Source organism: Pusillimonas noertemannii, assembly GCF_003096595.1.
Taxonomy (GTDB): Bacteria; Pseudomonadota; Gammaproteobacteria; order Burkholderiales; family Burkholderiaceae_B; genus Pusillimonas; species Pusillimonas noertemannii.
Window position 1 is genome coordinate 105674 of record NZ_QEKO01000006.1, and the last position, 19782, is coordinate 125455.

General features: G+C 65.3%; 19 protein-coding genes. 14 read left to right on the forward strand and 5 right to left on the reverse strand.

Annotated elements, in window-relative coordinates:
- The first annotated feature begins 91 nt into the window (after positions 1 to 91).
- The 7 genes from C7440_RS16855 (at position 92) to C7440_RS16885 (ending at position 7525) form a co-directional block, all read left to right on the forward strand.
- Positions 92 to 787, forward strand: a complete 696-nt coding sequence (locus C7440_RS16855) for a cysteine hydrolase family protein (protein ID WP_116519320.1) — start codon at positions 92 to 94, stop codon at positions 785 to 787.
- Between the two features lie 253 nt (positions 788 to 1040).
- The gene (locus tag C7440_RS16860; protein WP_116519321.1) at positions 1041 to 2645 is read left to right on the forward strand and encodes a 6-hydroxynicotinate reductase; all 1605 of its coding nucleotides are present in this window, start codon (positions 1041 to 1043) and stop codon (positions 2643 to 2645) included.
- A 14-nt stretch (positions 2646 to 2659) separates the two neighbouring features.
- A complete protein-coding gene (locus C7440_RS16865; RefSeq protein WP_116519322.1) occupies positions 2660 to 3685 on the forward strand; it encodes a UPF0280 family protein in 1026 nt (341 codons plus the stop codon).
- 1 nt (position 3686) lies between these two features.
- Positions 3687 to 4331, forward strand: a complete 645-nt coding sequence (locus tag C7440_RS16870) for an amino acid synthesis family protein (RefSeq protein WP_116519345.1) — start codon at positions 3687 to 3689, stop codon at positions 4329 to 4331.
- Between the two features lie 78 nt (positions 4332 to 4409).
- Positions 4410 to 4994, forward strand: a complete 585-nt coding sequence (locus C7440_RS16875; protein WP_017525074.1) for an amino acid synthesis family protein — start codon at positions 4410 to 4412, stop codon at positions 4992 to 4994.
- Between the two features lie 94 nt (positions 4995 to 5088).
- The gene (locus C7440_RS16880; protein ID WP_116519323.1) at positions 5089 to 6282 is read left to right on the forward strand and encodes an amidohydrolase family protein; all 1194 of its coding nucleotides are present in this window, start codon (positions 5089 to 5091) and stop codon (positions 6280 to 6282) included.
- Positions 6283 to 6307: 25 nt separating this feature from the next.
- On the forward strand, positions 6308 to 7525 hold the full coding sequence (locus C7440_RS16885) for a CaiB/BaiF CoA transferase family protein (RefSeq protein ID WP_165832629.1): 1218 nt from the start codon (positions 6308 to 6310) through the stop codon (positions 7523 to 7525).
- 6 nt (positions 7526 to 7531) lie between these two features.
- Here C7440_RS16885 and C7440_RS16890 read toward each other — a convergent pair whose 3' ends face one another.
- Positions 7532 to 8239, reverse strand: coding sequence for a TetR/AcrR family transcriptional regulator (locus C7440_RS16890; protein ID WP_116519325.1), 708 nt, complete (start codon positions 8237 to 8239; stop codon positions 7532 to 7534).
- 198 nt (positions 8240 to 8437) lie between these two features.
- Between C7440_RS16890 and C7440_RS16895 the strand changes: the two genes are divergently transcribed.
- On the forward strand, positions 8438 to 9499 hold the full coding sequence (locus C7440_RS16895; RefSeq protein ID WP_116519326.1) for an aromatic ring-hydroxylating dioxygenase subunit alpha: 1062 nt from the start codon (positions 8438 to 8440) through the stop codon (positions 9497 to 9499).
- A gap of 268 nt (positions 9500 to 9767) precedes the next feature.
- On the forward strand, positions 9768 to 10799 hold the full coding sequence (locus tag C7440_RS16900; protein ID WP_017525069.1) for a hypothetical protein: 1032 nt from the start codon (positions 9768 to 9770) through the stop codon (positions 10797 to 10799).
- A gap of 370 nt (positions 10800 to 11169) precedes the next feature.
- On the opposite strand, the gene C7440_RS16905 is transcribed toward C7440_RS16900, so the two are convergent.
- The 4 genes from C7440_RS16905 to C7440_RS16920 all read right to left on the reverse strand — a co-directional run bounded on the left by C7440_RS16905 (position 11170) and on the right by C7440_RS16920 (position 14852).
- On the reverse strand, positions 11170 to 12654 hold the full coding sequence (locus tag C7440_RS16905; protein WP_116519327.1) for a GTPase/DUF3482 domain-containing protein: 1485 nt from the start codon (positions 12652 to 12654) through the stop codon (positions 11170 to 11172).
- A complete protein-coding gene (locus tag C7440_RS16910) occupies positions 12635 to 14059 on the reverse strand; it encodes a DUF2868 domain-containing protein (RefSeq protein WP_116519328.1) in 1425 nt (474 codons plus the stop codon). Before C7440_RS16910 ends, C7440_RS16905 begins: the two co-directional genes overlap by 20 nt.
- A complete protein-coding gene (locus C7440_RS16915; RefSeq protein ID WP_116519329.1) occupies positions 14060 to 14434 on the reverse strand; it encodes a YkvA family protein in 375 nt (124 codons plus the stop codon).
- A 169-nt stretch (positions 14435 to 14603) separates the two neighbouring features.
- Positions 14604 to 14852: a GlsB/YeaQ/YmgE family stress response membrane protein gene (locus C7440_RS16920; protein WP_017524604.1), complete on the reverse strand. Its 249-nt coding sequence runs from the start codon at positions 14850 to 14852 to the stop codon at positions 14604 to 14606.
- A gap of 393 nt (positions 14853 to 15245) precedes the next feature.
- Here C7440_RS16920 and C7440_RS16925 point away from each other — a divergent pair, with 393 nt between their 5' ends.
- Genes C7440_RS16925 through C7440_RS16945 form a run of 5 tightly spaced genes read left to right on the forward strand, consistent with a single transcriptional unit; the run spans position 15246 to position 19768 of the window.
- Positions 15246 to 16409 (forward strand): ABC transporter substrate-binding protein, encoded by a 1164-nt coding sequence (locus tag C7440_RS16925; protein ID WP_017524603.1) that lies wholly within the window; start codon positions 15246 to 15248, stop codon positions 16407 to 16409.
- A gap of 32 nt (positions 16410 to 16441) precedes the next feature.
- Positions 16442 to 17299 (forward strand): branched-chain amino acid ABC transporter permease, encoded by an 858-nt coding sequence (locus tag C7440_RS16930; RefSeq protein ID WP_017524602.1) that lies wholly within the window; start codon positions 16442 to 16444, stop codon positions 17297 to 17299.
- A gap of 2 nt (positions 17300 to 17301) precedes the next feature.
- On the forward strand, positions 17302 to 18300 hold the full coding sequence (locus C7440_RS16935; protein WP_243410960.1) for a branched-chain amino acid ABC transporter permease: 999 nt from the start codon (positions 17302 to 17304) through the stop codon (positions 18298 to 18300).
- Positions 18297 to 19046: an ABC transporter ATP-binding protein gene (locus C7440_RS16940; protein ID WP_017524600.1), complete on the forward strand. Its 750-nt coding sequence runs from the start codon at positions 18297 to 18299 to the stop codon at positions 19044 to 19046. The genes C7440_RS16935 and C7440_RS16940 overlap by 4 nt, the downstream gene beginning before the upstream one ends.
- Entirely contained in the window at positions 19043 to 19768 is a 726-nt protein-coding gene (locus C7440_RS16945; RefSeq protein WP_017524599.1) for an ABC transporter ATP-binding protein, read from the forward strand. The genes C7440_RS16940 and C7440_RS16945 overlap by 4 nt, the downstream gene beginning before the upstream one ends.
- Positions 19769 to 19782: the final 14 nt, after the last annotated feature.

Here is a 19782-nt window from a genome sequence, read left to right on the forward strand (position 1 = left end):
TTGTGGCCGGAGCTTCGCCGCAAGCGCGAACGCGGGCTGACTCGCCGCCGTCCAGGCGGCGTGAGGCCCCACCCACTGAAGGAGACGAGACATGCACAACATTCACCTATCGCCCGAGATCATCGAAAGAAGCCGCCAGCACCGCGGGCGGGCGTGTATTTTCGAGTCGCTCGATCCGCGCAGAACGGCCCACCTGATCGTGGACATGCAGGTGGGGTTCCTGGCGCCCGGCGCGGCGGTAGAGATCCCGCTGGCGCGCGAGATCGTCGACAACGTAAACCGCTGCAGCGCGAAGGTGCGCGAGACGGGCGGATTGAACGTGTTCCTGCGCTTCACCTACGACGAGGACGAGCCCCAGAGCTGGTCGTTCTGGTACGACGTAATTTCCAGCCCGCAGGCCAAGGAACGGTCGCGCAACGCGTTCACGCGGGGCTCGCCGGAATTCGAACTTTGGCCGGACCTCGACGTCCAGCCCCAGGACGTGGTCATGGACAAAACGCGCTTCAGCGGTTTTGTGCCGGGCACCTGCGAACTGGACGCCTTGCTGCGCGAGCGGGGCATAGATACCGTCATCGTGTCGGGCACGATGACGAACTGCTGCTCCGAGAGCACCGCAAGGGATGCCGCCCAGCGCAATTACCAGGTCATCTTCCTGGCGGACGCCAATGCGACGCTCACCGACGAAGAGCACAACGCCACCTTGAGCAATATCCAGACCCTGTTCGGAGAAGTGCTTACGGTGGGGCAGCTGTGCGAACTGCTGGCCCGCAACGAGGCGCCGGCGTAAGCGCCCCCCGCGAATATTCCATGCATGGCCCGTTCATGAGGCCGAGGTTCGCGGGCCTCTAGGGCCTTTCCCTTTGGGGTCAACGGGCCCTAAGGGTTGAAACCGTCTTGTCGCGCCATGTCTTTTACGCTAATATCAGGCCTTAAATGTAGTAACCACTACAATTTATAGTAAGCACTACATTCAGTTTTAGGCGGATGGCGTCACCGGGCCTGGTGTGGCGCGGTTCGATACCCCAAAGGAGTCGCCGGCAATGACCGAACATACCAAAGTGGACCACAGCTCCGACAACCTCGACGAAACCATGCCGTCCACCCCGGGGCCCACCGTGCTTGAGAAATCCAAGCCGCGCAGCGCCAACATGGCGGCCAACAAGGTCGAGTGCAATGCCTGTCCGGTGCTGTGCCAGATCACCGAAGGCCGAACCGGCGCCTGTGATCGCTGGGGCAACGTCGAGGGCGTGCTCACGCGCATCGATCCGGTCGTTCTCATGCGCCGGCCCGTCGGGCCGCCCGCTTCGCCGGCCCTGAGCCTGCAAGCACAGGGCCAGGACGCCGGGGGCGGGGTCGCCGTGCAAGAGGCGCCCGCCTCCACCGAACTGGTGCCCGAGACCGACCTGTTCGTCAGCGGCGTGGGGTCGGGCACCACCTATCCCGACTACAAGCCGGCGCCCTTCATCGTGGCCTCCAAGGCCAATGGCGTCGACATGGTCACGGTGGTGACAGAAGGCATATTCAGCTACTGCAGCTTCAAGGTAAAGATCGATACCGACCGCTACCTTGGTCCCGAGCAGTCCAACATACGCCACAAGGGCGAGATCGTCGGCCACGTCACCACGGCCGAATACGGTTCGCAAATGCTTTCCCTGGGCGGTGTGCACCACCTTACCGGCGGCAGCAAAAAAGAAGGCCGCATTACCTGCGACGTAATGATGGCGCTGGGCAACAAGCAGGCGGTAGAGCTCAGCATCGATGGCGGCGCGCAACTGGTGGTGCAGGCGGGCAAGGCGCCCATCGTCGACGGCGTCGAAGAAAAACGCATGCGCGTGGGCTGCGGCTCGGCCGCGATCGGCATTTTCGCCAAGCAGTGGTTCGGCCACACCGACGAGGTGGTGGTGGTAGACGACCACATCACCGGCGTGCTTACCGAGCACCAGGCGGGGCGCTGCCTTGATATTCCCCTATCGGGAATCAAGATGAAGGGCCGCAAGTCCACCCCCGGCCGCTACTTCCAGGTGGCCAACCCGGGCAATGGCTGGGGCGGCACCGATATCTCCGATCCGCTGTCCATTATTGAGGGCTTCGACCCCGAGGTGGCCCGGCCGGGCCTGCGGCTGCTCATCACCTCGACCACCGGCGAGCACGCCGAATACTACGAACTCGACGAGGCCCTGCAGCCGCAGCGCAAGCCCATGCCCGCGCCGCTGCAGAAAACGGTCGATCGCATCGGCGAGAACTGCGAGCCGTCGCTGGCCAGCGTGCTGTTCCTGGGCGGGGCGGGCGGTTCGCTGCGCGCCGGCGTTACCGAGAACCCCATCTGGCTCACCAACTCCATCAAGAAGTCGCTGGTCAACGTCACGTGCGGGGGCGCGCCGGCCTACATCTGGGCCGGCGGCGGCATCACCGTCATGGTCGACGTCTTGCGCATGCCCGACAACTCATTCGGCTACGTGCCCACGCCGGCCATCGTGGCTCCCATCGAGTTCAGCATGCGGCTCAGCGACTACGAGCGCCTGGGCGGACACGTGGCCGACGTGCAGGCAATGGACGACGTGTTGGCCCGGGCCAATCACCGCATCATCGACTGGGTCGACGCCGCAAGCCCCTGGCCCATTGCCGGCAAGCCCGTGCTGGGCTAGGGCGGCCGCAACCCATGGACCGCATCGGCACGCAAGGCGCCGCAGCCGCTTCTCACGCGGCGGCCGCCGTGGCGGCCCCCCATCCGTCGGGGGCCGCTTGCGCCGTGCTGGAAGACGGCCGCTGGCATTTCCAGCATGGGCCCATCGACCTCATCATCGGCATCGAGGGCGAGCCGGCCGCCGTCCAGGCGGCCATCCTGCGTGCATGGCATCGCTTTACCCAGGTGCTGGCCGAGCTCGTCGGCGAGCTGCCTTCGCTGCGCCGGCCCGCTGGGCAGGGTGCCGCGCCGCAGGGGCGCGTCGCGGCCCGCATGCTGGCCGCCTGCCTGCCTCATGCCTCACAGGTGTTCGTCACGCCCATGGCCGCCGTCGCGGGCTCGGTGGCCGACGAACTCATTGCTTTCTTCGCGGCCGAGCCCGGCATCAGGCGCGCCTATGTCAACAATGGTGGCGACATCGCCCTGCACATCGCAACGGGGCAAGCCTATCGCGTCGGGCTGTTTTCCGACCTGGGCCGCGTGGGCCGCGACGGCCTGGGCTTGGACGGCGCGTTCGAGATCAGCGCCGCCATGCCGGTGCGCGGCATTGCCACCAGCGGGTGGCGCGGCCGCAGCTTCAGCATGGGCATTGCCGACAGCGTCACGGTGCTGGCGGTGGACGCCGCCCAGGCCGACGTGGCGGCCACCCTCGTCGCCAACCAGGTGTATGTCAGCCATCCGGCCGTGCGGCGCGCGCCAGCCGATACACTCAAGGACGACACCGACCTGGGCTCCCGCCTGGTAACCGTGGACGTGGGGGCGCTGCCCCGGGCGGCCATCGAGCAGGCGCTCAACCTCGGGGCGGCCTATGCGCAGCGCCTGTGCGACGACCGCTCCATTCACGGCGCGGTGCTGATGCTGCAGGGCTCGGTGCGCACCGTCGGCCTGGCCGCCGTCCCGGCGGCCCTGGCAGAAGGCCAGCCGCCGCACACTCATTTCAAAGCGACTAGCGGGCACATCGGCCCGCTCGCAGTGCAACAACAAAAGGAAAACCATGTCTGACTTGATCGAAGTACGCCAGGTCCTGACCGAGGTGGAAACCATCTTCCACGAATTCGGGCCCAGGGATAAAAAACCCCTGATCCGAGGCGCGGTCGCGGCAGTGCTCAAGAACCCCTACGCCGGGCGCTACGAAGAAAACATCCTGCCCATGATGGAAGAGCTCAACGACGTCGGCCTGGACATGGCCAAGAGGCTGGTGGCCGCCATGGGCGTCGAGCCCGACGACATCGAAAGCTACGGCAAGGGCTCCATCGTGGGCGGCGCCGGCGAGCTCGAGCACGGGGCCCTTTGGCACGTGCCCGGCGGCTACGCCATGCGCGAGCTGCTGGGCTGGAAGGGCGACCGTTCGTCGTACAAGCAAGGCCAAAGCTCGGCGCACAAGGGCCTGGAAATGGGCCGTGCGCTGTCCATCGTGCCCTCCACCAAGAAGGTGGGCGGGCCCGGCACCCGGCTGGACGTCCCGCTTACCCATGTCACCGCCAGCTACGTGCGCGGCCACTTCGATGCGATGGAGGTGCACGTGCCGGGCGCGCCGGCCGCCGACGAAATCGTCTTCGTCCTGGTCATGACCACCGGCGAGCGCATACACCAGCGCGTGGGCGGCCTGCGCCCCGAGCAGATCAGCAAATACGACGGCCTGCGCTAGTCGCTGGCCCTGCCGCACCCACGCCGCCGCGATCGGCTCCGAGCCGGGCGGCGCCATTGAATACTCGAGGAGAAACACATGTCAGCAAACATCCGCAAACTGGTGGTCGTGGTCGACGAAACCCGTGTCGAAATGGGCCAGCGCATCGAGCCGGCAACGCGGCGCGCAGTCGCCATGGCCGTCATCGAAAATCCCTATGCCGGACGCTATTCTGAAAACCTGGACGAACTCACCGCCATCGGCGAAGAGCTGGGCGGAGTGCTGGGCGAACAGTGCGTCAAGGCCCTGGGCATCCAGCCCGGGCAGGCCGAGAGCTACGGCAAGGCGGCCATCGTCGGCGAGGCCGGCGAACTCGAGCATGCCGCCGCCATCCTGCATCCCAAGCTGGGCGCGCCCCTGCGCAAGGCGGTCGAGAAGGGTGCCGCCCTGGTGCCTTCCTCCAAGAAGATGGGCGGCATCGGTTCGGCCATCGACGTGCCGCTGGGCCATAAAGATGCCGCCTTCGTGCGCAGCCATTTCGACGCGGTCGAAGCGCGTGTTTCCGATGCGCCGCGCGCCAACGAAATCGTGGTTGCCGTGGCGGTCACCGATTCGGGCAGGCCGCTGCCTCGCGTCGGCGGCCTGCAGGCCGGCGAAATCAAGGGCGAAGACGGCCTGCGCTAAGCGCAAGGGCCCGTAACGCCGCAAGGCGGCTTCCGGGCCCGGCCCGGCCGCCGCCGCGCGGCGCCCCGTCATCGATACAGAAAGGAGAGCAAACATGGCCACCGCCGCCGTAGTGGAAAAATCAGGAAAAGTCGTCATCAGGAATATCGGCCTGCTGTTGTCGGGCGATCTCGACAATCCCATACTCGATGCCGACACCATCGTCGTGGACGACGGCCGCATCGCGGCGGTGGGCAAGTACGCCGACTGCGACGTCGAGGGCGCCAACACCGTCATCGATTGCCGCGGCGTCACGCTGTGCCCGGGCCTCATCGATTCCCACGTGCATCCGGTCGCGGGCGACTGGACGCCGCGCCAGGGCCAGCTGGGCTGGATCGATTCCTCGCTGAACGGCGGCGTTACCACCATGATCTCGGCGGGCGAAGTGCACTACCCCGGCCGTCCCAGAGACATTCTGGGCCTCAAGGCCATGGCCATTACCGCACAGCGCGCTTTCGAGAACGCCCGGCCCGGAGGGGTCAAGGTGCTGGCCGGCGCTCCGGTCATCGAGAAAGGCATGGTCGAGTCCGACTTCAAAGAGCTGGCCGAATCGGGCGTAAAGCTGCTGGGCGAAATCGGGCTGGGTACCGTCAAGGCGGGCGACGAGGCGCGCCAGATGGTCGAGTGGGCGCGCAAGTACGGCATCCAGAGCACCATCCACACCGGCGGGCCCTCGGTGCCCGGCTCGGGCCTGATCGACAAGGACGTGGTGCTCGAGGCCGACGCCGACATCATCGGCCACATCAACGGCGGCCACACTTCGCTGCCCTACAAGCACGTATGCGAGCTGTGCGAACGCTCCAGCCGCGGCATCGAAATCGTCCACAACGGCAACGAACGCATCGCCATCCTTACCGCCCGCCATGCGCACGAGCTCAAGTGCCTGCATCGCGTCATACTGGGCACCGACGGCCCGGCTGGATCGGGCGTGCAGCCGCTGGGTATACTGCGCATGGTTTCGCAGCTTTCCAGCCTTGCCGACATCCCCGCCGAAATCGCCTTCTGTTTCGCCACGGGCAACACCGCGCGCATGCGCAACCTCGACTGCGGCCTGATCGAGGTTGGCCGGGCCGCCGATTTCGTCATCATGGACCGCGCCCAGCACACGGCCGGGTCCACATTGCTTGAAAGCGTGCAACTGGGCGACCTGCCGGGCGTAGGCATGGTCATCATCGACGGCATCGTGCGCTGCCAGCGCAGCCGCAACACGCCGCCCGCCACCGAGTTCCCGGTCATCGAGCGGCACTGATCAAATCAAGGTATCAAGGCAAGACATGACAGCAGCATTGCAGGGTGTGGTGGTATTGGATCTATCGCGCATTCTGGCCGGGCCGTGGTCCACCCAGAGCCTGGCCGACCTGGGTGCCGAAGTCATCAAGGTCGAACGCCCGGGGGCGGGCGACGACACCCGCAGCTGGGGCCCCCCCTTCGCCACCGATGGCGAGGGCGCCGCCGGCGATGCGGCCTATTTTTTCTGCTGCAACCGCGGCAAGCGCTCGCTTACGCTCGACTTCACGGTCGAGCAAGGCCGGGCCGTGCTGCTCGAGCTCGTCAAGAAGGCCGACATCCTGGTCGAGAACTACAAGGTGGGCGGGCTGAAAAAATACGGGCTCGACTACGAAACGCTGTCCCAGGTCAACCCGCGCCTTATCTATTGTTCCATCACCGGCTTTGGCCAGACGGGCCCCTATGCCACCCGCCCGGGCTACGACGCCCTCATCCAGGCCATGGGCGGGCTCATGAGCATTACCGGCGAGCCCGACGAGGTGCCGGGCGGCGGACCCCAGAAAGTGGGCGTCGCGGTGGTGGATATTCTTACCGGCCTGTACGCCACCACGGCCATCCTGGCGGCGCTGCATCATCGCGGCCATAGCGGCAAGGGCCAGCATATCGACGTCGCCCTGCTCGACGTGCAGGTGGCGGCCCTGGCCAACCAGGCCAGCAACTACCTGATCGCGGGCAAAGTGCCGGGCCGGCTGGGCAGCGCCCATCCTTCCATCGTGCCTTATCAGCCTTTTCCCTGCGCCGACGGCCATGTCATGCTGGCCATAGGCAACGACACCCAGTTCGCCAATTTCTGCCAGGCCGCCAGCTGCGCCGAGCTGGCTTCCGATCCGCGCTTCGCCACCAATGCCGAACGGGTGCACAACCGCGCGCAGCTCATCCCCCTGCTGCAAGAGCGCATTCTGGCCAAGACCATAGACCAGTGGTGCGAGCTGGCCACCCGCCATGGCTTCCCATGCGGCCCCATCAACACCATCGACCGGGTATTCGAAGACGAGCACATTCGCGCCAGGCAGCTGCGGGTCGAAGTCGATTCGCCGCGCTACGGCAAGGTGGGCCTGGTGGCCAGCCCGATGCGGTTTTCCGAAACGCCCATCCGCTACGACTCGCCGCCGCCCGAACTGGGCCAGGACACCGAGGCGGTGCTGGCCGAGCTGGGTGTCGACACGGCCCGCATCGCCGAGCTAAAGGCCCTGAAAGCCATCTGAGACGGCTTATTTCTTAAGCACCGAATCCAGCAGCAGGTCGCTGATGTAGGCGGCCCAGCCGTCGATTTTCTCGGCGTCCATCAGGTCGACATTCAGAAAGGCCGAGAAGGTGTAGCGGTTGGACACGTAGAAATAGCCCAGCGCCGTCATGGACATGTACAGCTTGCGGCAATTGACGCCTTTGCGGAACAGGCCCTTGTCGACGCCGCGCTGTATGACGTCTTCGAGGATGGAAATGGCGGGCAGCGCATATTGGTCGGCCGTGCGCGACTTGCCTATGTGCTTGCCCTTCTGCAGGTTCTCGGTGCCCAGTAGCGTGATGATCTCGGGGTTGGCAAGGTAATACCGAAAGGGAAACTCGATGATCTTGCGCAGCGAGCCCACCGGGTCGTCCATGTCGAGCTGAAGGTTCTTCTCGGCCTCGAAAATGTCTTTATAGGCGCCCTCGAGCACTTCCACGAACAGCTTCTCTTTGCTGCCGAAATAATAATAAATGAGGCTGTCGTACGACTTGGCCGCCTTGGATATCTTGTCGACGCGGGCGCCGTCGTAGCCGTCTTTGGAGAAAATCTTCTTGGCGGCCCGCAGGATGTTCTCGCGTGTGGTCTTGGCCGACCGGGGCCGCGACTTGCGCTTGGCGGGCTCGGGCGAGGACGCCTCGGTGGAGGTATCGAATGCCGCGCTGCCTCGGATGTCTTCGTCGTTGGTATTCATGGCTCGCTCAAAGTGGTGGGCGCCTTGGTTCCGAATCGCCCGATGGGGCGAAAAAAAAACAGTTTGCCACATCAGGCGCCTTCCAGTATATTATACGCTAATGTAGTGAGTACTAAATAAACTTGGCGCTACGGGCCATAGCCGCAGGGCAGTTTTGGCGGGCAACGGGGCGCAAACCTCTGCAACTGGAGACAAATCATGGCTGATTACGTTCTGAATACCTGGTACCCCATTGCCTGGTCGCGCGACATTTCATACGAACTGGCAAAGCGCCGCATTGTCGGCAAAGATGTCGTGCTGTATCGCAGCAGCACCGGCCAGGTGGCAGCGCACCTCGACGTCTGCCCCCATCGCATGGCCCCGCTTTCCATGGGCAGGCTCAAGGGCGATTCGATCGAGTGCGGCTACCACGGCATGACCTTCGACTGCTCGGGGGCCTGCATCCGCATACCGGGCCAGCGCATTGTCGGCAGCCCGGCCGTCGAAACCTATCCCACCCATGAAAACATGGGCCTGGTCTGGATCTGGATGGGCGACCCCGCCAAGGCCGACACTTCGCTGGTGTACGACCTGCCCCAGTACCACGACCCCGCCTGGAGCTCGGCCGAGGGCGATGCGCTCGAGATCGGCTGCCATTACCTGAACCTGTGCGACAACCTGTGCGACCCCGCCCACGTCAGCTTCGTGCACCTCAGCACGCTGGGCACCCCCGCGGGCGAAGACATTCCCGTGCAAATGAAGCAGACCGATGACGGCCTGCTTACCTGGCGCTGGATCAATGATTCGCCGGCCATTCCCCTGTTCCAGAAGTTCGGCAATTTCAAGACCAACGTCGATCGCTGGCACTACTACCATTACACGGCGCCCAGCATCGCCGTCATCGATTTCGGCAGCGCCCCCACCGGCACGGGCGCACCCGAGGGCAATCGAGACGACTGCATCCAGATCTATGCCTGTCACTTCATGACGCCGGTCGACGAAAACACCACCATCGACCATTGGCTGCACGTGAAGAATTTCAAGGCCGACGAAGAAACCAACAAGAAGCTGTCCGCCGAGTTCCGCCTGGCCTTCAGCGAAGACAAGACCATACTCGAAGCCATTCACCAGAATGAACAGCGCTCGGTCAATCCCGCGCCGGTCCGGCTGGCCATCGACGCCTCGCCGATACGCATGCGCAAGATGGTCGACGAATGGATCAAGTCGGAACGCAGTCCAGCCACGGCGGCCGCCGTCCAGCCCGAGCCTTCGCACGCCTGATCCTCGTCCGGCCGGGGCCTTTCAGGCCCTCTGGCAGGCTCGCCGCGGCGACAAGGCGACAAGGCGACAAGGCGACAAGGCGACAAGGCGACAAGGCGACAAGGCGACAAGGCGACAAGGCGACAAGGCGACAAGCCTGCATGCACTTCCCCCAGCGGGGGCCACGCCGTCCGCGCCCTCTCTTGCCGCTCATAGAACCATGCCGGCAAACCCGCGTGCAGGCGCGGGTTTGCCACTTTGACCGCTGTTCCAGATGGAGACAACATAAATGAAAGACGATTTTCCCTTCTTGCTGGGATGCAATGGACGGGGCGCGCAGGCGTCGTCCGCCGACCGGCCCGTGTCGCTCGAAGAGCATTCCATCGACGAGCAGTTCAGGCTGGTGAAAGAGGCGGGCGTCTTCGACTATTTCGACCGCCTGCCCCTGCGGAGCAACCAGGGCGAGTACGAGAAGGCGATGCAGAAGTACGACCTGCCGGTGCATACCTGCAGCTGGTTCTACATGCTGGGCCGCGACGAGGCGCTGCTGCACGACAATCTTAAAATCTGCCAGGAGGTCGGGGCCAAGTGCCACAACATCATGACCTTCACCCATCATGCGGACGGGCATGTGCTGACCGATGACGAGATCATGGACCACTATCTCGACGCCTACGATGTAGGCATGGGGCTGGGCGTCGAGCCTTCGTTCGAGCTGCACGTGAACATGTGGACGGAGTCGTTCGCGCGCGTCACGCCCATTGCAAAGCGCATCATGGCGCGCGGCATCCCGTTCAACTACACGATGGACTACAGCCATGTGATCTTCAAGATCGGCGATGCCGAGGAGCTCGACGTCTCTGAGTGCCGCGAGGCGGTGGAGGCGGGCGAGATGGAGCTCGATCCGTTCGCGGAAGGTTCGCTGTGCCAGGAGTGGCTCGACCTGGGCATTGTGAAGTGGACGCAGTTGCGTACTGTGGGCCCCAATCAGCCGAAGAACCGCTGGCATTTGAATGAAGATGGCTCATATGGGCGCGGCATCCAGTATCCGATCGTTCCACCCGGGCCGGGCGAGTGGCATTCCCCCTGGCATGCGTACATGGTGGAACCCTCGAAAGAGGCGATACGCAGGGCGTTGCGCTATCACGTTACCCATGCCGACAGCCCATTGCGCTACATCACGACCGAGATGATCAACTTGCCGGATTACGCGTTGAACGCGAAGTACAACTTGTTCGAGCAGAATGTCGAGGCGGCGCGGTTCATCCGGCGGGCCTGGGAAGAGGTGAAGGCGCTGCATGCGGCGGGGTTGGTGGCGTAATTTTCAGGGGCTCGTACGACGAGTTCTTGAGCAATGCGTCGGGTGAGCCTTTGAGCAATATGCGTCGGTTGGGCTTTTAACCCGGGCAAGTGACGGCGTGCCCTTTTCCCAGGCCGGCAGCGTGCGGCCCTTCGGGCTTCCCGAATTTCTCGTGTTCGGTCGGGCGGCGGCAGAACTCAACCTCAGCGCTTCGCGCTTCGGGATTCGGACAGGCTGTCGCCGAAAGCCCCCGACCGAACACGAGAAATTCGGCGCCGCTGAACGGCCTGGGAAAAGGGCACGCCGCCACTTACCCTAGCAGTTGCGTAGCTTGTACGAGTCTCGGGGCCGCCCGTTGGTGCGGGGGCGTGTCTTGATTGGGGGTATGGGCCTAGACCGTGCCCAGCAATCGTGCCAGGCTGCGTACTGCTTCTTCCCGGCGGGGGCTTTCTTCTTCGTGTTCGGGCAGCAGGCCGGACCAGTGGGGCTGGCTGCGTGCCTCGGTAAGCTCGGCGGGCAGCTTGCCCGAGCGCAGGGCCTTGCGCACGGACGATTCGGGTTCCTGGGCGGCCGGTTCGGCCATGGGGGCGTCTGGGTGGAGTGCATCGGCATCCGCAAGGGCCGGTGGCTGGGGTGGGCCGGCGTCGATGACGATGGGGGCCTGCGCGGCATGGCCGCGCCGTTGCAGGGCGTCGACCAGGGCGAGTTGGCGCAGGGCGAGCAGGCGCAGCACGCCGTCGTCCACTGAAATTTCGCGATAGCCCTGGATGCGGCCCATGATTCTTTTGCCGAGGCGGTCGGCGCCCTGCCACAGGCCGCCGGCCATGGCGCCGACCAGGGCGGCTGCGCCCAGGCTGAGCCCGGCCGTGAACAGGTCGACGGTGACGCCGGCCATGGCGCCGGCGGCCATGCCCTTGCCCAGATGTATGCCGACGTCCTTCAATGCCTGAGGGTGGAAGAGGTCCATGCCCCAGCGTTCGCCCTGCAGGGGCAGGGCGTGCCGGGGGAAGTCTTCGGCGCGAAAGTTGTAGCGGCGCAGCAGGTCGCGCACGCAGGCGTTTTCCCGTTCGCGCACCAGCTTGCGCAGTTTTTCGCTGGTGTGCTCGACGCTTGCCTGGTCGGGCCTGGAGGGCAGGCGCAGCGCGGCGACGTCGACGAGCAGTTCGGCCACCATGCGTAGGGCGTCGTCGCGGCGTATGGCCTGCTGTTGCAGTACGTCTTCCTTCAGCGCCAGCAGCAAGCCTGCGCGCGCATCCAGCATCAGCGCCAGCTTGTCGTAAAGCCGGGATTCGCCGTCCAGGGCGGGGGCGACGGAATCGAATTCGACGGCGGCATGCAGGCCCAGGCGGGCCAGGGCGGTGCGCCATTCGTCTGCCCGCTGGCGCGGGCTGTGGGTGAAGTTGAGCACGGGCAGCAGGGGGCGTCCGCACAGGCCCAGCACGGCCAGTTCGTCGCGGTGTTTGCCCAGCACGGGGTCGCGCACGTCAATCACGTAGAGCCCGGCATCGCATTCGAGCAGCTTGCGCAGCACGCGTGCTTCTTGTTCGAAGCGGCGGCTGCTTTCGGGGGAATCAAGGAAGGCTTGTATGCGGTCGGGGCCTTCGCGTCTTTGGGCGGGCGGAATCAACTGGTCAAGGTAGTCGAGCAGGCCCATGCCGTCTTCCATGCCGGGCGTGTCGTACAGCTCGACCGCCTGCGCGCCCGCCAGCAGCAGGCGCGCGCCTTCGACCTGCCGCGTGGTGCCAGGGCTGTCCTGCACCCGGCCGAAGTAGGGGTCGCGCGTTAGGGTGCGCAGCAGGGACGTCTTGCCGGTATTGGTATGGCCGACGACCGCCAGGCGCAGCGTGGCCGAGGGGTCAGGGCTGGAGGGTTTCATGGCGAGCTCCGGCCAGCCAGGCGAGGGCCGGGCCAAGCATGGAATGGACCTGGCCGGCCTCGACGCCGACAGCCTCGAGCTGGGTGCGCCATGCCTGCTGGCGCGATTCCTGGGCCTGCGCGCCGGCCGGCGCGTCCATGAACGAGACCCGGGTCTCGCCCGACTGGGCCGCCAGTTGGGCAATATAGGCCAGGATGCCCCGGTCGGGAGTCTGGTAGCCGTCGCACACGACCAGCAGGCGGGGAACGGGATGGACATGCAGTTGGTCGAGCAGGGCATGCCGCTGTGCGCGGCTGTCCACGACGCCGGCGTTCTGGGTTTCGGGGCCCAGGCCGGACGGAGGCCAGGCTGTGTCGGGGGCGAGTTCCAGGCCCACGATCAGCGGGCCGTCATGAAAGCCCGTGCCTGCGGGCAGTGCGGCAACGTGCGCATGGGTTTCGGCGCCCTCGGGCGCATCGGGGGCGATGCCTTCGCTGGGCGGCATCAGGCGCGGGCGCAGGCTTGCATAGCCTGGCAGCGAGGTGTCCAGTACGGCGGCCCGCCGGGTCTTGCGCCAGGCCAGCAGGGCGCTGGCCCCGAATGCGATCAGGCGCGGAATAATGCCGTACACCACCACGCAGCCCACCAGCCAGCTCGACCATAGCGCCAGGGCTTCCTGGGGCAGGGGGTGCAGCCCGTCGCTAAGCCGGATTACCGCCTCGGAGGGCATGGCGAAGCCCAGGCGGGCGGGCAGCCAGCCCAGGGCTTGTGTCAGGGCCACGAAAGCGTCGGGCGAAAGCAGGGTGGTTTCCCAGTTGAATGCATAGCGCCGCGCCGAGAGCAAGGCCAGCAAGGTGGCCAGCAGGCTGAGCAGGGCGGCAAGCCACAAAAGATGGCTGACCGCGCCGAGCGACCATCGCAAGGCGCCGCTGCGTCCCAGCAGGCCGCCCAGCGCCCTGGGCGCCAGTGCGGCGTCCGGGCCTCGGGCAAGCTTGCGTGTGGCGTCGAGCCAGAGGCGTCCCAGCCAGGCGCCGCCGCCATTGCCCCGGATGCCCAGCCCCGCCAGCCACAGCAGAAAGGTAAGCGCATGCAGGCCCAGCATGGCCGTGACAGCCAGCAGCAGATTGACCGGGCGGGAGCCGTCGCCCAGCGCCGCCAGCGCCATGCCGAACCCTGTGACGAGGGCCAGGGCCACCATGGCCGCCAGCGACCAGCGTGCGATCTGAGCCCAGTTGTGCAGCGTCTGGTCCAGTTTTTCGCGGCGGCCGAGCAGGCGTGCCCGGTGCACGACGCGTTGCGGGAAGCTGCCGCCCTGGCTGCGTGCCCGGCGTACTTCGGCGCTGTCTTCGAGCGGCCCCCAGTGGGCTTCGCGCAGGCGCAGGGTTTCGGTCAGCCAGGCCTGCCGGAAGGAGCCGCCCGCCGACATTCAGGTTTCGGCCTGCCGGGGCGTGGGCCGGGCGCGTGCGCCCAGCCACTGGTCGACCTTGCCGTGGGCCTGCGCCTTGATCTGCGGAGTGATGTAGAAGGCGACGGTGCCCAATGCCGCGACCATGACGCTGAGGTCGTCGGTATAGCCCACCAAGGGGGCCAGGTCGGGAACGGCGTCGAGGGGAAGAATGAAATAGCCCAGCGCGCCGTACATGACGCGCCTGGCCCAGGCCGGCGTGGCCGGGTTCTGCGCCGCATAGTACAGATACAGGGCCTTTTCGAGCGTGCCCCGCCCCGCCGTGGCGGCGTGCCGGGCGAGCTTCTGCCAGAACTGCGATGCGGTGTAGAGATGTCGGTATCGGGATAGATTCATGGTGCCTCCGTGCGGGCAAGATCCATGGCCCCATTGTAGCCAGACGGCGGGACAATGCACGGAAGAGGACAAGGCCCCCGCGCTGCGCAGGCCCGCGCCTGCATGCTGCTCCCGGCGGAAAAAAAGGCAGGCCCCGCGGCCTGCCCCTTCGTGGCCCTTGATGGGCCGGTCAGGACTTCTTGACGATGAGGCCGTAGATGAAGAGCACGATGATGGCGCCTATGATCGAGGCGATCCAGCCTGCGCTTTCCCCGGCCTGGTACCAGCCCAGCGCGATGCCGATGTAGCCCGCCACGAGGGCGCCGACGATACCCAGGATGATGGTCATGATGATGCCCATCTTTTGTTCCCCGGGCATGATGGCCCGGGCGATGAGCCCTACGATGAGCCCGACGATGATCATGCTGATGATACCCATGGTGACGACTCCTTGGCGGTTGGTTGGACTTGCATGAAAGCCTGCGGCCATGGCGAACCCTGGCAACGCTCCTAATAATAGGTGGGGGCGTGGCAGCCGTCCAGCGCGTCGTTAAAGTTTTCGTATCAAAAAGTAGTGTATTCCCCAGGCTGTTTTTCTGCCCTGGCCCTGGAGCCTGTCAACGCTGAAGAACGGCCGAATTGGCCTTGAGGTGCCATCAGTTTCTAGGGGTTTCCCCCCAAAAACGAATAGTTGGTTTACCAACTTGTTGACTTACCAACGAACTGCCGATAGCATCTTCTCTGGCGATCACTGGCATGCAGAAACCTGCCTGTGGCCGGGCAGGCGGCTTGTCCGCACCGGCGCGCCCACACAATAAACAGGAGACAGACAATGAAAGTGCTACGCATTGGCGCAGCCGCGCTTGTGGCTGCGTTCGTATCCGGCCAGGCCCTGGCCGACACCGTGAAGGTCGGCATCATCGCCCCGTTCTCGGGCCCCTTCGCCCACTACGGAAAACTGTTCAAGGACGGGGCCGAAGCCTACGTCAAGACGCAGCAGGGCAAGTTTGCCGGCCACGACATCCAGTTCATCTACCGCGACAGCGGGGGGCCCAACCCGGGCGGCGTAAAAACCGCCGCGCAAGAGCTGATCGTCAATGACAAGGTCGATTATCTTGGCGGCTTCGTCTTCACGCCCAACGCCATGGCGGTGGCGCCGCTGATCCAGCAGTCCAAGACGCCCACGGTCATCTTCAATGCGGCCACTTCCTCCATCACCCCCAAGTCCGACTACTTCGTGCGCAGCTCGTACACCTTGTGGCAGGTGACCGTGCCGCTGGCCCAATGGGCGCACGAGAAGGGCCTGAAAAAGGTCGTCACCGCCGTCATGGACTACGCGCCCGGCGTCGACGGCGAAAAGGCCTTCGACACTGAATTCACCAAGCTGGGCGGAGAGGTGGTGGACCGCATCCGCATGCCCATGAGCACCAATGATTTCAGTCCGTTCGCTCAGCGCATCAAGGCCTCGGGGGCGCAAGCCGCCTACATCTTCCTGCCGGGCGGGCCGCCCAACCTCGGCTTCGTCAACGCCTACAACCAGAACGGCTTGCGCGAGGCCGGCATCGAGTTCCTGGGCACGGCCGAAATGGACGAGTTCGACCTGCAGAAGTTCGGCGACGCCGCCCTGGGCCTGATGACTTCCTTCCATTACTCCGCCGCCCACGATTCCGACGCCAACCGCGAGTTCGCCAAGGCCATGAAAGAACAGGCCGCCGACTCGCTGCTCAACTATGCTTCGGTCGGCGCGTACGACGGCATGCGCCTCATCCACAAGATGGTCGAGGCCACCGACGGCAAGAAGGACGGCGCCAAGGCCATCGAGGCGATCAAGGGGTTCGAGTGGGAAAGCCCGCGCGGCCCGGCCAAGATCGACCCTGAAACCCGCCATATCACCCAGAACGTGTATCTGCGCAAGGTCGAGCGCGGCGCCGACGGCAAGCTGCAGAACACCGAGATCGAGAACTTCGGCCCGCAGGCCGACCACGGTCTCGAGTGATTCCACCGTCAATCTGATATCGGGGGCCGATTGTGCCGCAGCTGAGCAATATCCTGATCGACGGCGTCGTCTACGGCATGGTGCTGTTCATCATCTCCGTGGGCCTGTCCGTCACCATGGGGCTGATGCGCTTCATCAACCTGTCGCATGGGGCCTTCGCCATGGCGGGCGGCTACGTGGCGGCGCTGCTGATACGCGAACAGGGCTTTTCGTTCGCGGCGGGCGTCGTGCTGGCCATGTTGTTCAGCATGGCACTAGCCGCGGTGCTCGAGATGTTCGTCTTTCGCCATCTGTACAAGAAAAGCGAACTGCAGCAGGTGCTCTTCACCATAGGCTTCACCTTCGCCTGTATCGCCACCGCCAACTTTCTGGCGGGGGCCTATATACAGACGCTGCCGCTGCCTGAATGGATGCAGGGGTCGATGGCGCTAGGCCAGCGAACCTTGCCCAAGCAGCGCGTGGTGGTGGTGTTTGCCGGCCTGTTCGTGGTGCTGCTGCTGTGGCTGCTGGTGGCGCGCACGCGCTTCGGCATCTGGCTGAGGGCCTCGGTCGACAACGCCGGCATGTCGTCCTCGCTGGGCATCAACATCCGCCTGGTCCAGTGCGCCACCTTCGCGATCGGCGCGGGGCTGGCCGCACTGGGCGGCGTGCTGGGCGCCGAACTGATGCCGCTCGAGCCCTATTACCCGCTGAAGTACCTGGTGCTGATGCTGGTGGTGGTGGCCGTGGGCGGCCTGGGCAGCATCTCCGGCACACTCTGCGCAGCGCTTTTCCTGGGCATCATCGATACCGCAAGCCGCTACCTGGCTTCCGATTTCGGCAACCTGTTCTTCTACGCCGCCATGATCCTCCTGCTTGCCGTCAGGCCCCATGGAATCCTCCGGAGATGACCATGCAGACCACCTCCGCACTACCCCGCCTGCCGGGCGCCACCGGGCGCATTCCCTGGCACGTCTACCTCATAGGGCTGGGCCTCATCCTTGCGCTGTACTGGCTGTTTCCCGGCAACATGCTGATCATGACGCGCATTGCCATCATGGCCATCCTCGTCATGTCGCTCGATCTCGTCACCGGCTACGGGGGCCTGCCCACGCTGGGCCATGCCGCCATGTACGGCGTCGGCGCCTATGGGGCCGGGCTATGCGCCAAGTTCCTCACCGGAGACCCCCTGGCGGGCCTGGCGGTGGCCGCGGCGGCCGGCGCCCTGCTGGCGCTGGTGTCGGGCGCCTTCCTGGTGCGCTACCAGGGCCTGGCCTTCCTGATGCTGACCATCGCCGTCGTCGAGATCATGCACAACCTGGCCAGCAAAATGCAGCACATCACCGGGGGCGACGACGGCCTGTCCGGCTTCACCATCGATCCTCTTCTGGGCAGGTTCGAGTTCGACATCTTCGGCGTGACCGGCTACTGGTACAGCGCCATCGCGCTCTTCCTGTGCTACCTGGTTTTGCGCCAGATCATGAACTCGCCCTTCGGCCTGTGCTGCGAGGGCATACGCGAGAACCGCGACCGCATGAGCGCCAACGGCACGCGCATCTATCCCCAGTTGCTGAAGCTGTACGTGCTGTCGGGCGCGTTTGCCGGCATTGCCGGGGGGCTGTCGGCGCAGATCACCCAGGTCGTGGGCCTGGACAGCCTGGGCTTTACCCTTTCGGCCGAGGCCCTGGTCATGCTGGTGCTGGGCGGAACGGGCAATCTCGTGGGTGCCATTCTGGGCACCGCCCTGTTTACCGGCATTCATCATTTCGCCGCCACGGCCAACCCCTTCCACTGGCTGTTCGTCATCGGGGGCTTGCTGATGCTGGTCGTATTCCTGCCCCGGGGCTTCGTGCAGGCGGCGCTGAGGCAGCTGGCGCGCCGCGCGGCGAGCGCAATGGGGAGGCGGGCATGAGCATGCTGCATGTAGAAGGCCTGAGCAAGTCGTTCGGCGGCCTGAAGGTCACCAACGATGTATCCCTGTCGCTCGAGGCCGGCGAGCGCCTGGCCCTGATCGGGCCCAACGGCGCCGGCAAGACGACCCTGGTCAACCAGATATCGGGCTTTCTCGGCGCCGACGCCGGGGCCATCCATCTGCAGGGCCAGAACGTGACGCACTGGCCGGCCCACCGGCGCGTGCGCCACGGCCTGGTGCGCACCTTCCAGATATCGAAGCTGGCGCCCGCATTGACGGCCATCGACCAAGTCGCCCTGGCCATCCATCAGCGCGACGGCTCCATCAACAATATGTGGCGGCGCAAGACGTCTTACGGGCTGGTGCTGGACGAAGCCCGCTCCATTCTGGAGGCGCTGCAATTGGCCCGCCTGGCACACACCACGCCCGCCGAGATGGCCTATGGCGACCAGCGCCTGGTCGAGGTGGCGCTGGCGCTGGCCCTGAAGCCCAGGGTGCTGCTGCTGGACGAACCCATGGCCGGCGTGCCCAAGTCAGAGGCGCAACTGATCCTCGATGCGCTCGAACGGCTGCCCGCCGACCTGGCGGTGGTCATCATCGAGCACGACATGGACCTGGTGTTCCGGTTCGCCCACCGCATACTGGTGCTGGCCAACGGCGCCGTGCTGGCGGCGGGCACCCCTGACGACATCCGCCGCAACGAGATCGTGCGCGCGGTCTATCTTGGCAAGGCGGGACAGCTATGACGACATTGCTCGAACTGGACGGCCTGGTGGCCGGCTACGGACCTCTCACCGTATTGCACGAAGTGTCATTTTCCATTGAAGCCGGCGCCCGCAGCTGCCTCATCGGCCGCAATGGGGTGGGAAAGTCCACCGTCCTCAAGTCCATCATGGGCCTGACCGACTGGCGCTCCGGCGCCGTGCGCTGGCAAGGCCGCGACATCGCACGCCGAAGCACCGTCGAGCGCGCCCGCCTGGGCATAGGCTACGTGCCCCAGACGCGCGACATCTTTCCTTCGCTCAGCGTCGAAGAAAACCTGATCGCGGGCCTGCGCAACCGGCCCGTCTCCGCAATACAGCGGGCCTACCAGCTGTTCCCGCGCCTGAAAGAGCGGCGCCATAACGGCGGCACGCAGTTGTCGGGCGGAGAGCAGCAGATGCTGTCGGTCGCCCGCACCTTGCTGGGCGAACCGCAGCTGTTGCTGCTGGACGAGCCGCTGGAAGGGCTGGCGCCCATTATTTGCGAAGAGCTCATTGCCGCATTCGATGTGCTCAGCCGCGACGAGGGGGTGGCCATACTCCTCGTCGAGCAGAAGGTCCAGGAGGCGCTGGCGTTTGCCCAGCAGGCCATCGTCCTTGACCACGGCACGGTCGTGCACGCCGGCGCCAGCGCCGAACTGCTCGAAGACCCCGCCATTCTCGACAGATACGTATCGGTAACCCAGGTGCCGGTACACGACCACTAACGCCTGGCCTTGCA

What these genes read in the sequence shown, in the direction of transcription:
- C7440_RS16855 (WP_116519320.1), top strand. Translation starts at nt 92, where the DNA reads ATGCACAACATTCACCTATCGCCCGAGATCATCGAAAGAAGCCGCCAG.
- C7440_RS16860 (WP_116519321.1), top strand. Translation starts at nt 1,041, where the DNA reads ATGACCGAACATACCAAAGTGGACCACAGCTCCGACAACCTCGACGAA.
- C7440_RS16865 (WP_116519322.1), top strand. Translation starts at nt 2,660, where the DNA reads ATGGACCGCATCGGCACGCAAGGCGCCGCAGCCGCTTCTCACGCGGCG.
- C7440_RS16875 (WP_017525074.1), top strand. Translation starts at nt 4,410, where the DNA reads ATGTCAGCAAACATCCGCAAACTGGTGGTCGTGGTCGACGAAACCCGT.
- C7440_RS16880 (WP_116519323.1), top strand. Translation starts at nt 5,089, where the DNA reads ATGGCCACCGCCGCCGTAGTGGAAAAATCAGGAAAAGTCGTCATCAGG.
- C7440_RS16885 (WP_165832629.1), top strand. Translation starts at nt 6,308, where the DNA reads ATGACAGCAGCATTGCAGGGTGTGGTGGTATTGGATCTATCGCGCATT.
- C7440_RS16890 (WP_116519325.1), bottom strand. Translation starts at nt 8,239, where the DNA reads ATGAATACCAACGACGAAGACATCCGAGGCAGCGCGGCATTCGATACC.
- C7440_RS16895 (WP_116519326.1), top strand. Translation starts at nt 8,438, where the DNA reads ATGGCTGATTACGTTCTGAATACCTGGTACCCCATTGCCTGGTCGCGC.
- C7440_RS16900 (WP_017525069.1), top strand. Translation starts at nt 9,768, where the DNA reads ATGAAAGACGATTTTCCCTTCTTGCTGGGATGCAATGGACGGGGCGCG.
- C7440_RS16905 (WP_116519327.1), bottom strand. Translation starts at nt 12,654, where the DNA reads ATGAAACCCTCCAGCCCTGACCCCTCGGCCACGCTGCGCCTGGCGGTC.
- C7440_RS16910 (WP_116519328.1), bottom strand. Translation starts at nt 14,059, where the DNA reads ATGTCGGCGGGCGGCTCCTTCCGGCAGGCCTGGCTGACCGAAACCCTG.
- C7440_RS16915 (WP_116519329.1), bottom strand. Translation starts at nt 14,434, where the DNA reads ATGAATCTATCCCGATACCGACATCTCTACACCGCATCGCAGTTCTGG.
- C7440_RS16920 (WP_017524604.1), bottom strand. Translation starts at nt 14,852, where the DNA reads ATGGGTATCATCAGCATGATCATCGTCGGGCTCATCGTAGGGCTCATC.
- C7440_RS16925 (WP_017524603.1), top strand. Translation starts at nt 15,246, where the DNA reads ATGAAAGTGCTACGCATTGGCGCAGCCGCGCTTGTGGCTGCGTTCGTA.
- C7440_RS16935 (WP_243410960.1), top strand. Translation starts at nt 17,302, where the DNA reads ATGCAGACCACCTCCGCACTACCCCGCCTGCCGGGCGCCACCGGGCGC.
- C7440_RS16940 (WP_017524600.1), top strand. Translation starts at nt 18,297, where the DNA reads ATGAGCATGCTGCATGTAGAAGGCCTGAGCAAGTCGTTCGGCGGCCTG.
- C7440_RS16945 (WP_017524599.1), top strand. Translation starts at nt 19,043, where the DNA reads ATGACGACATTGCTCGAACTGGACGGCCTGGTGGCCGGCTACGGACCT.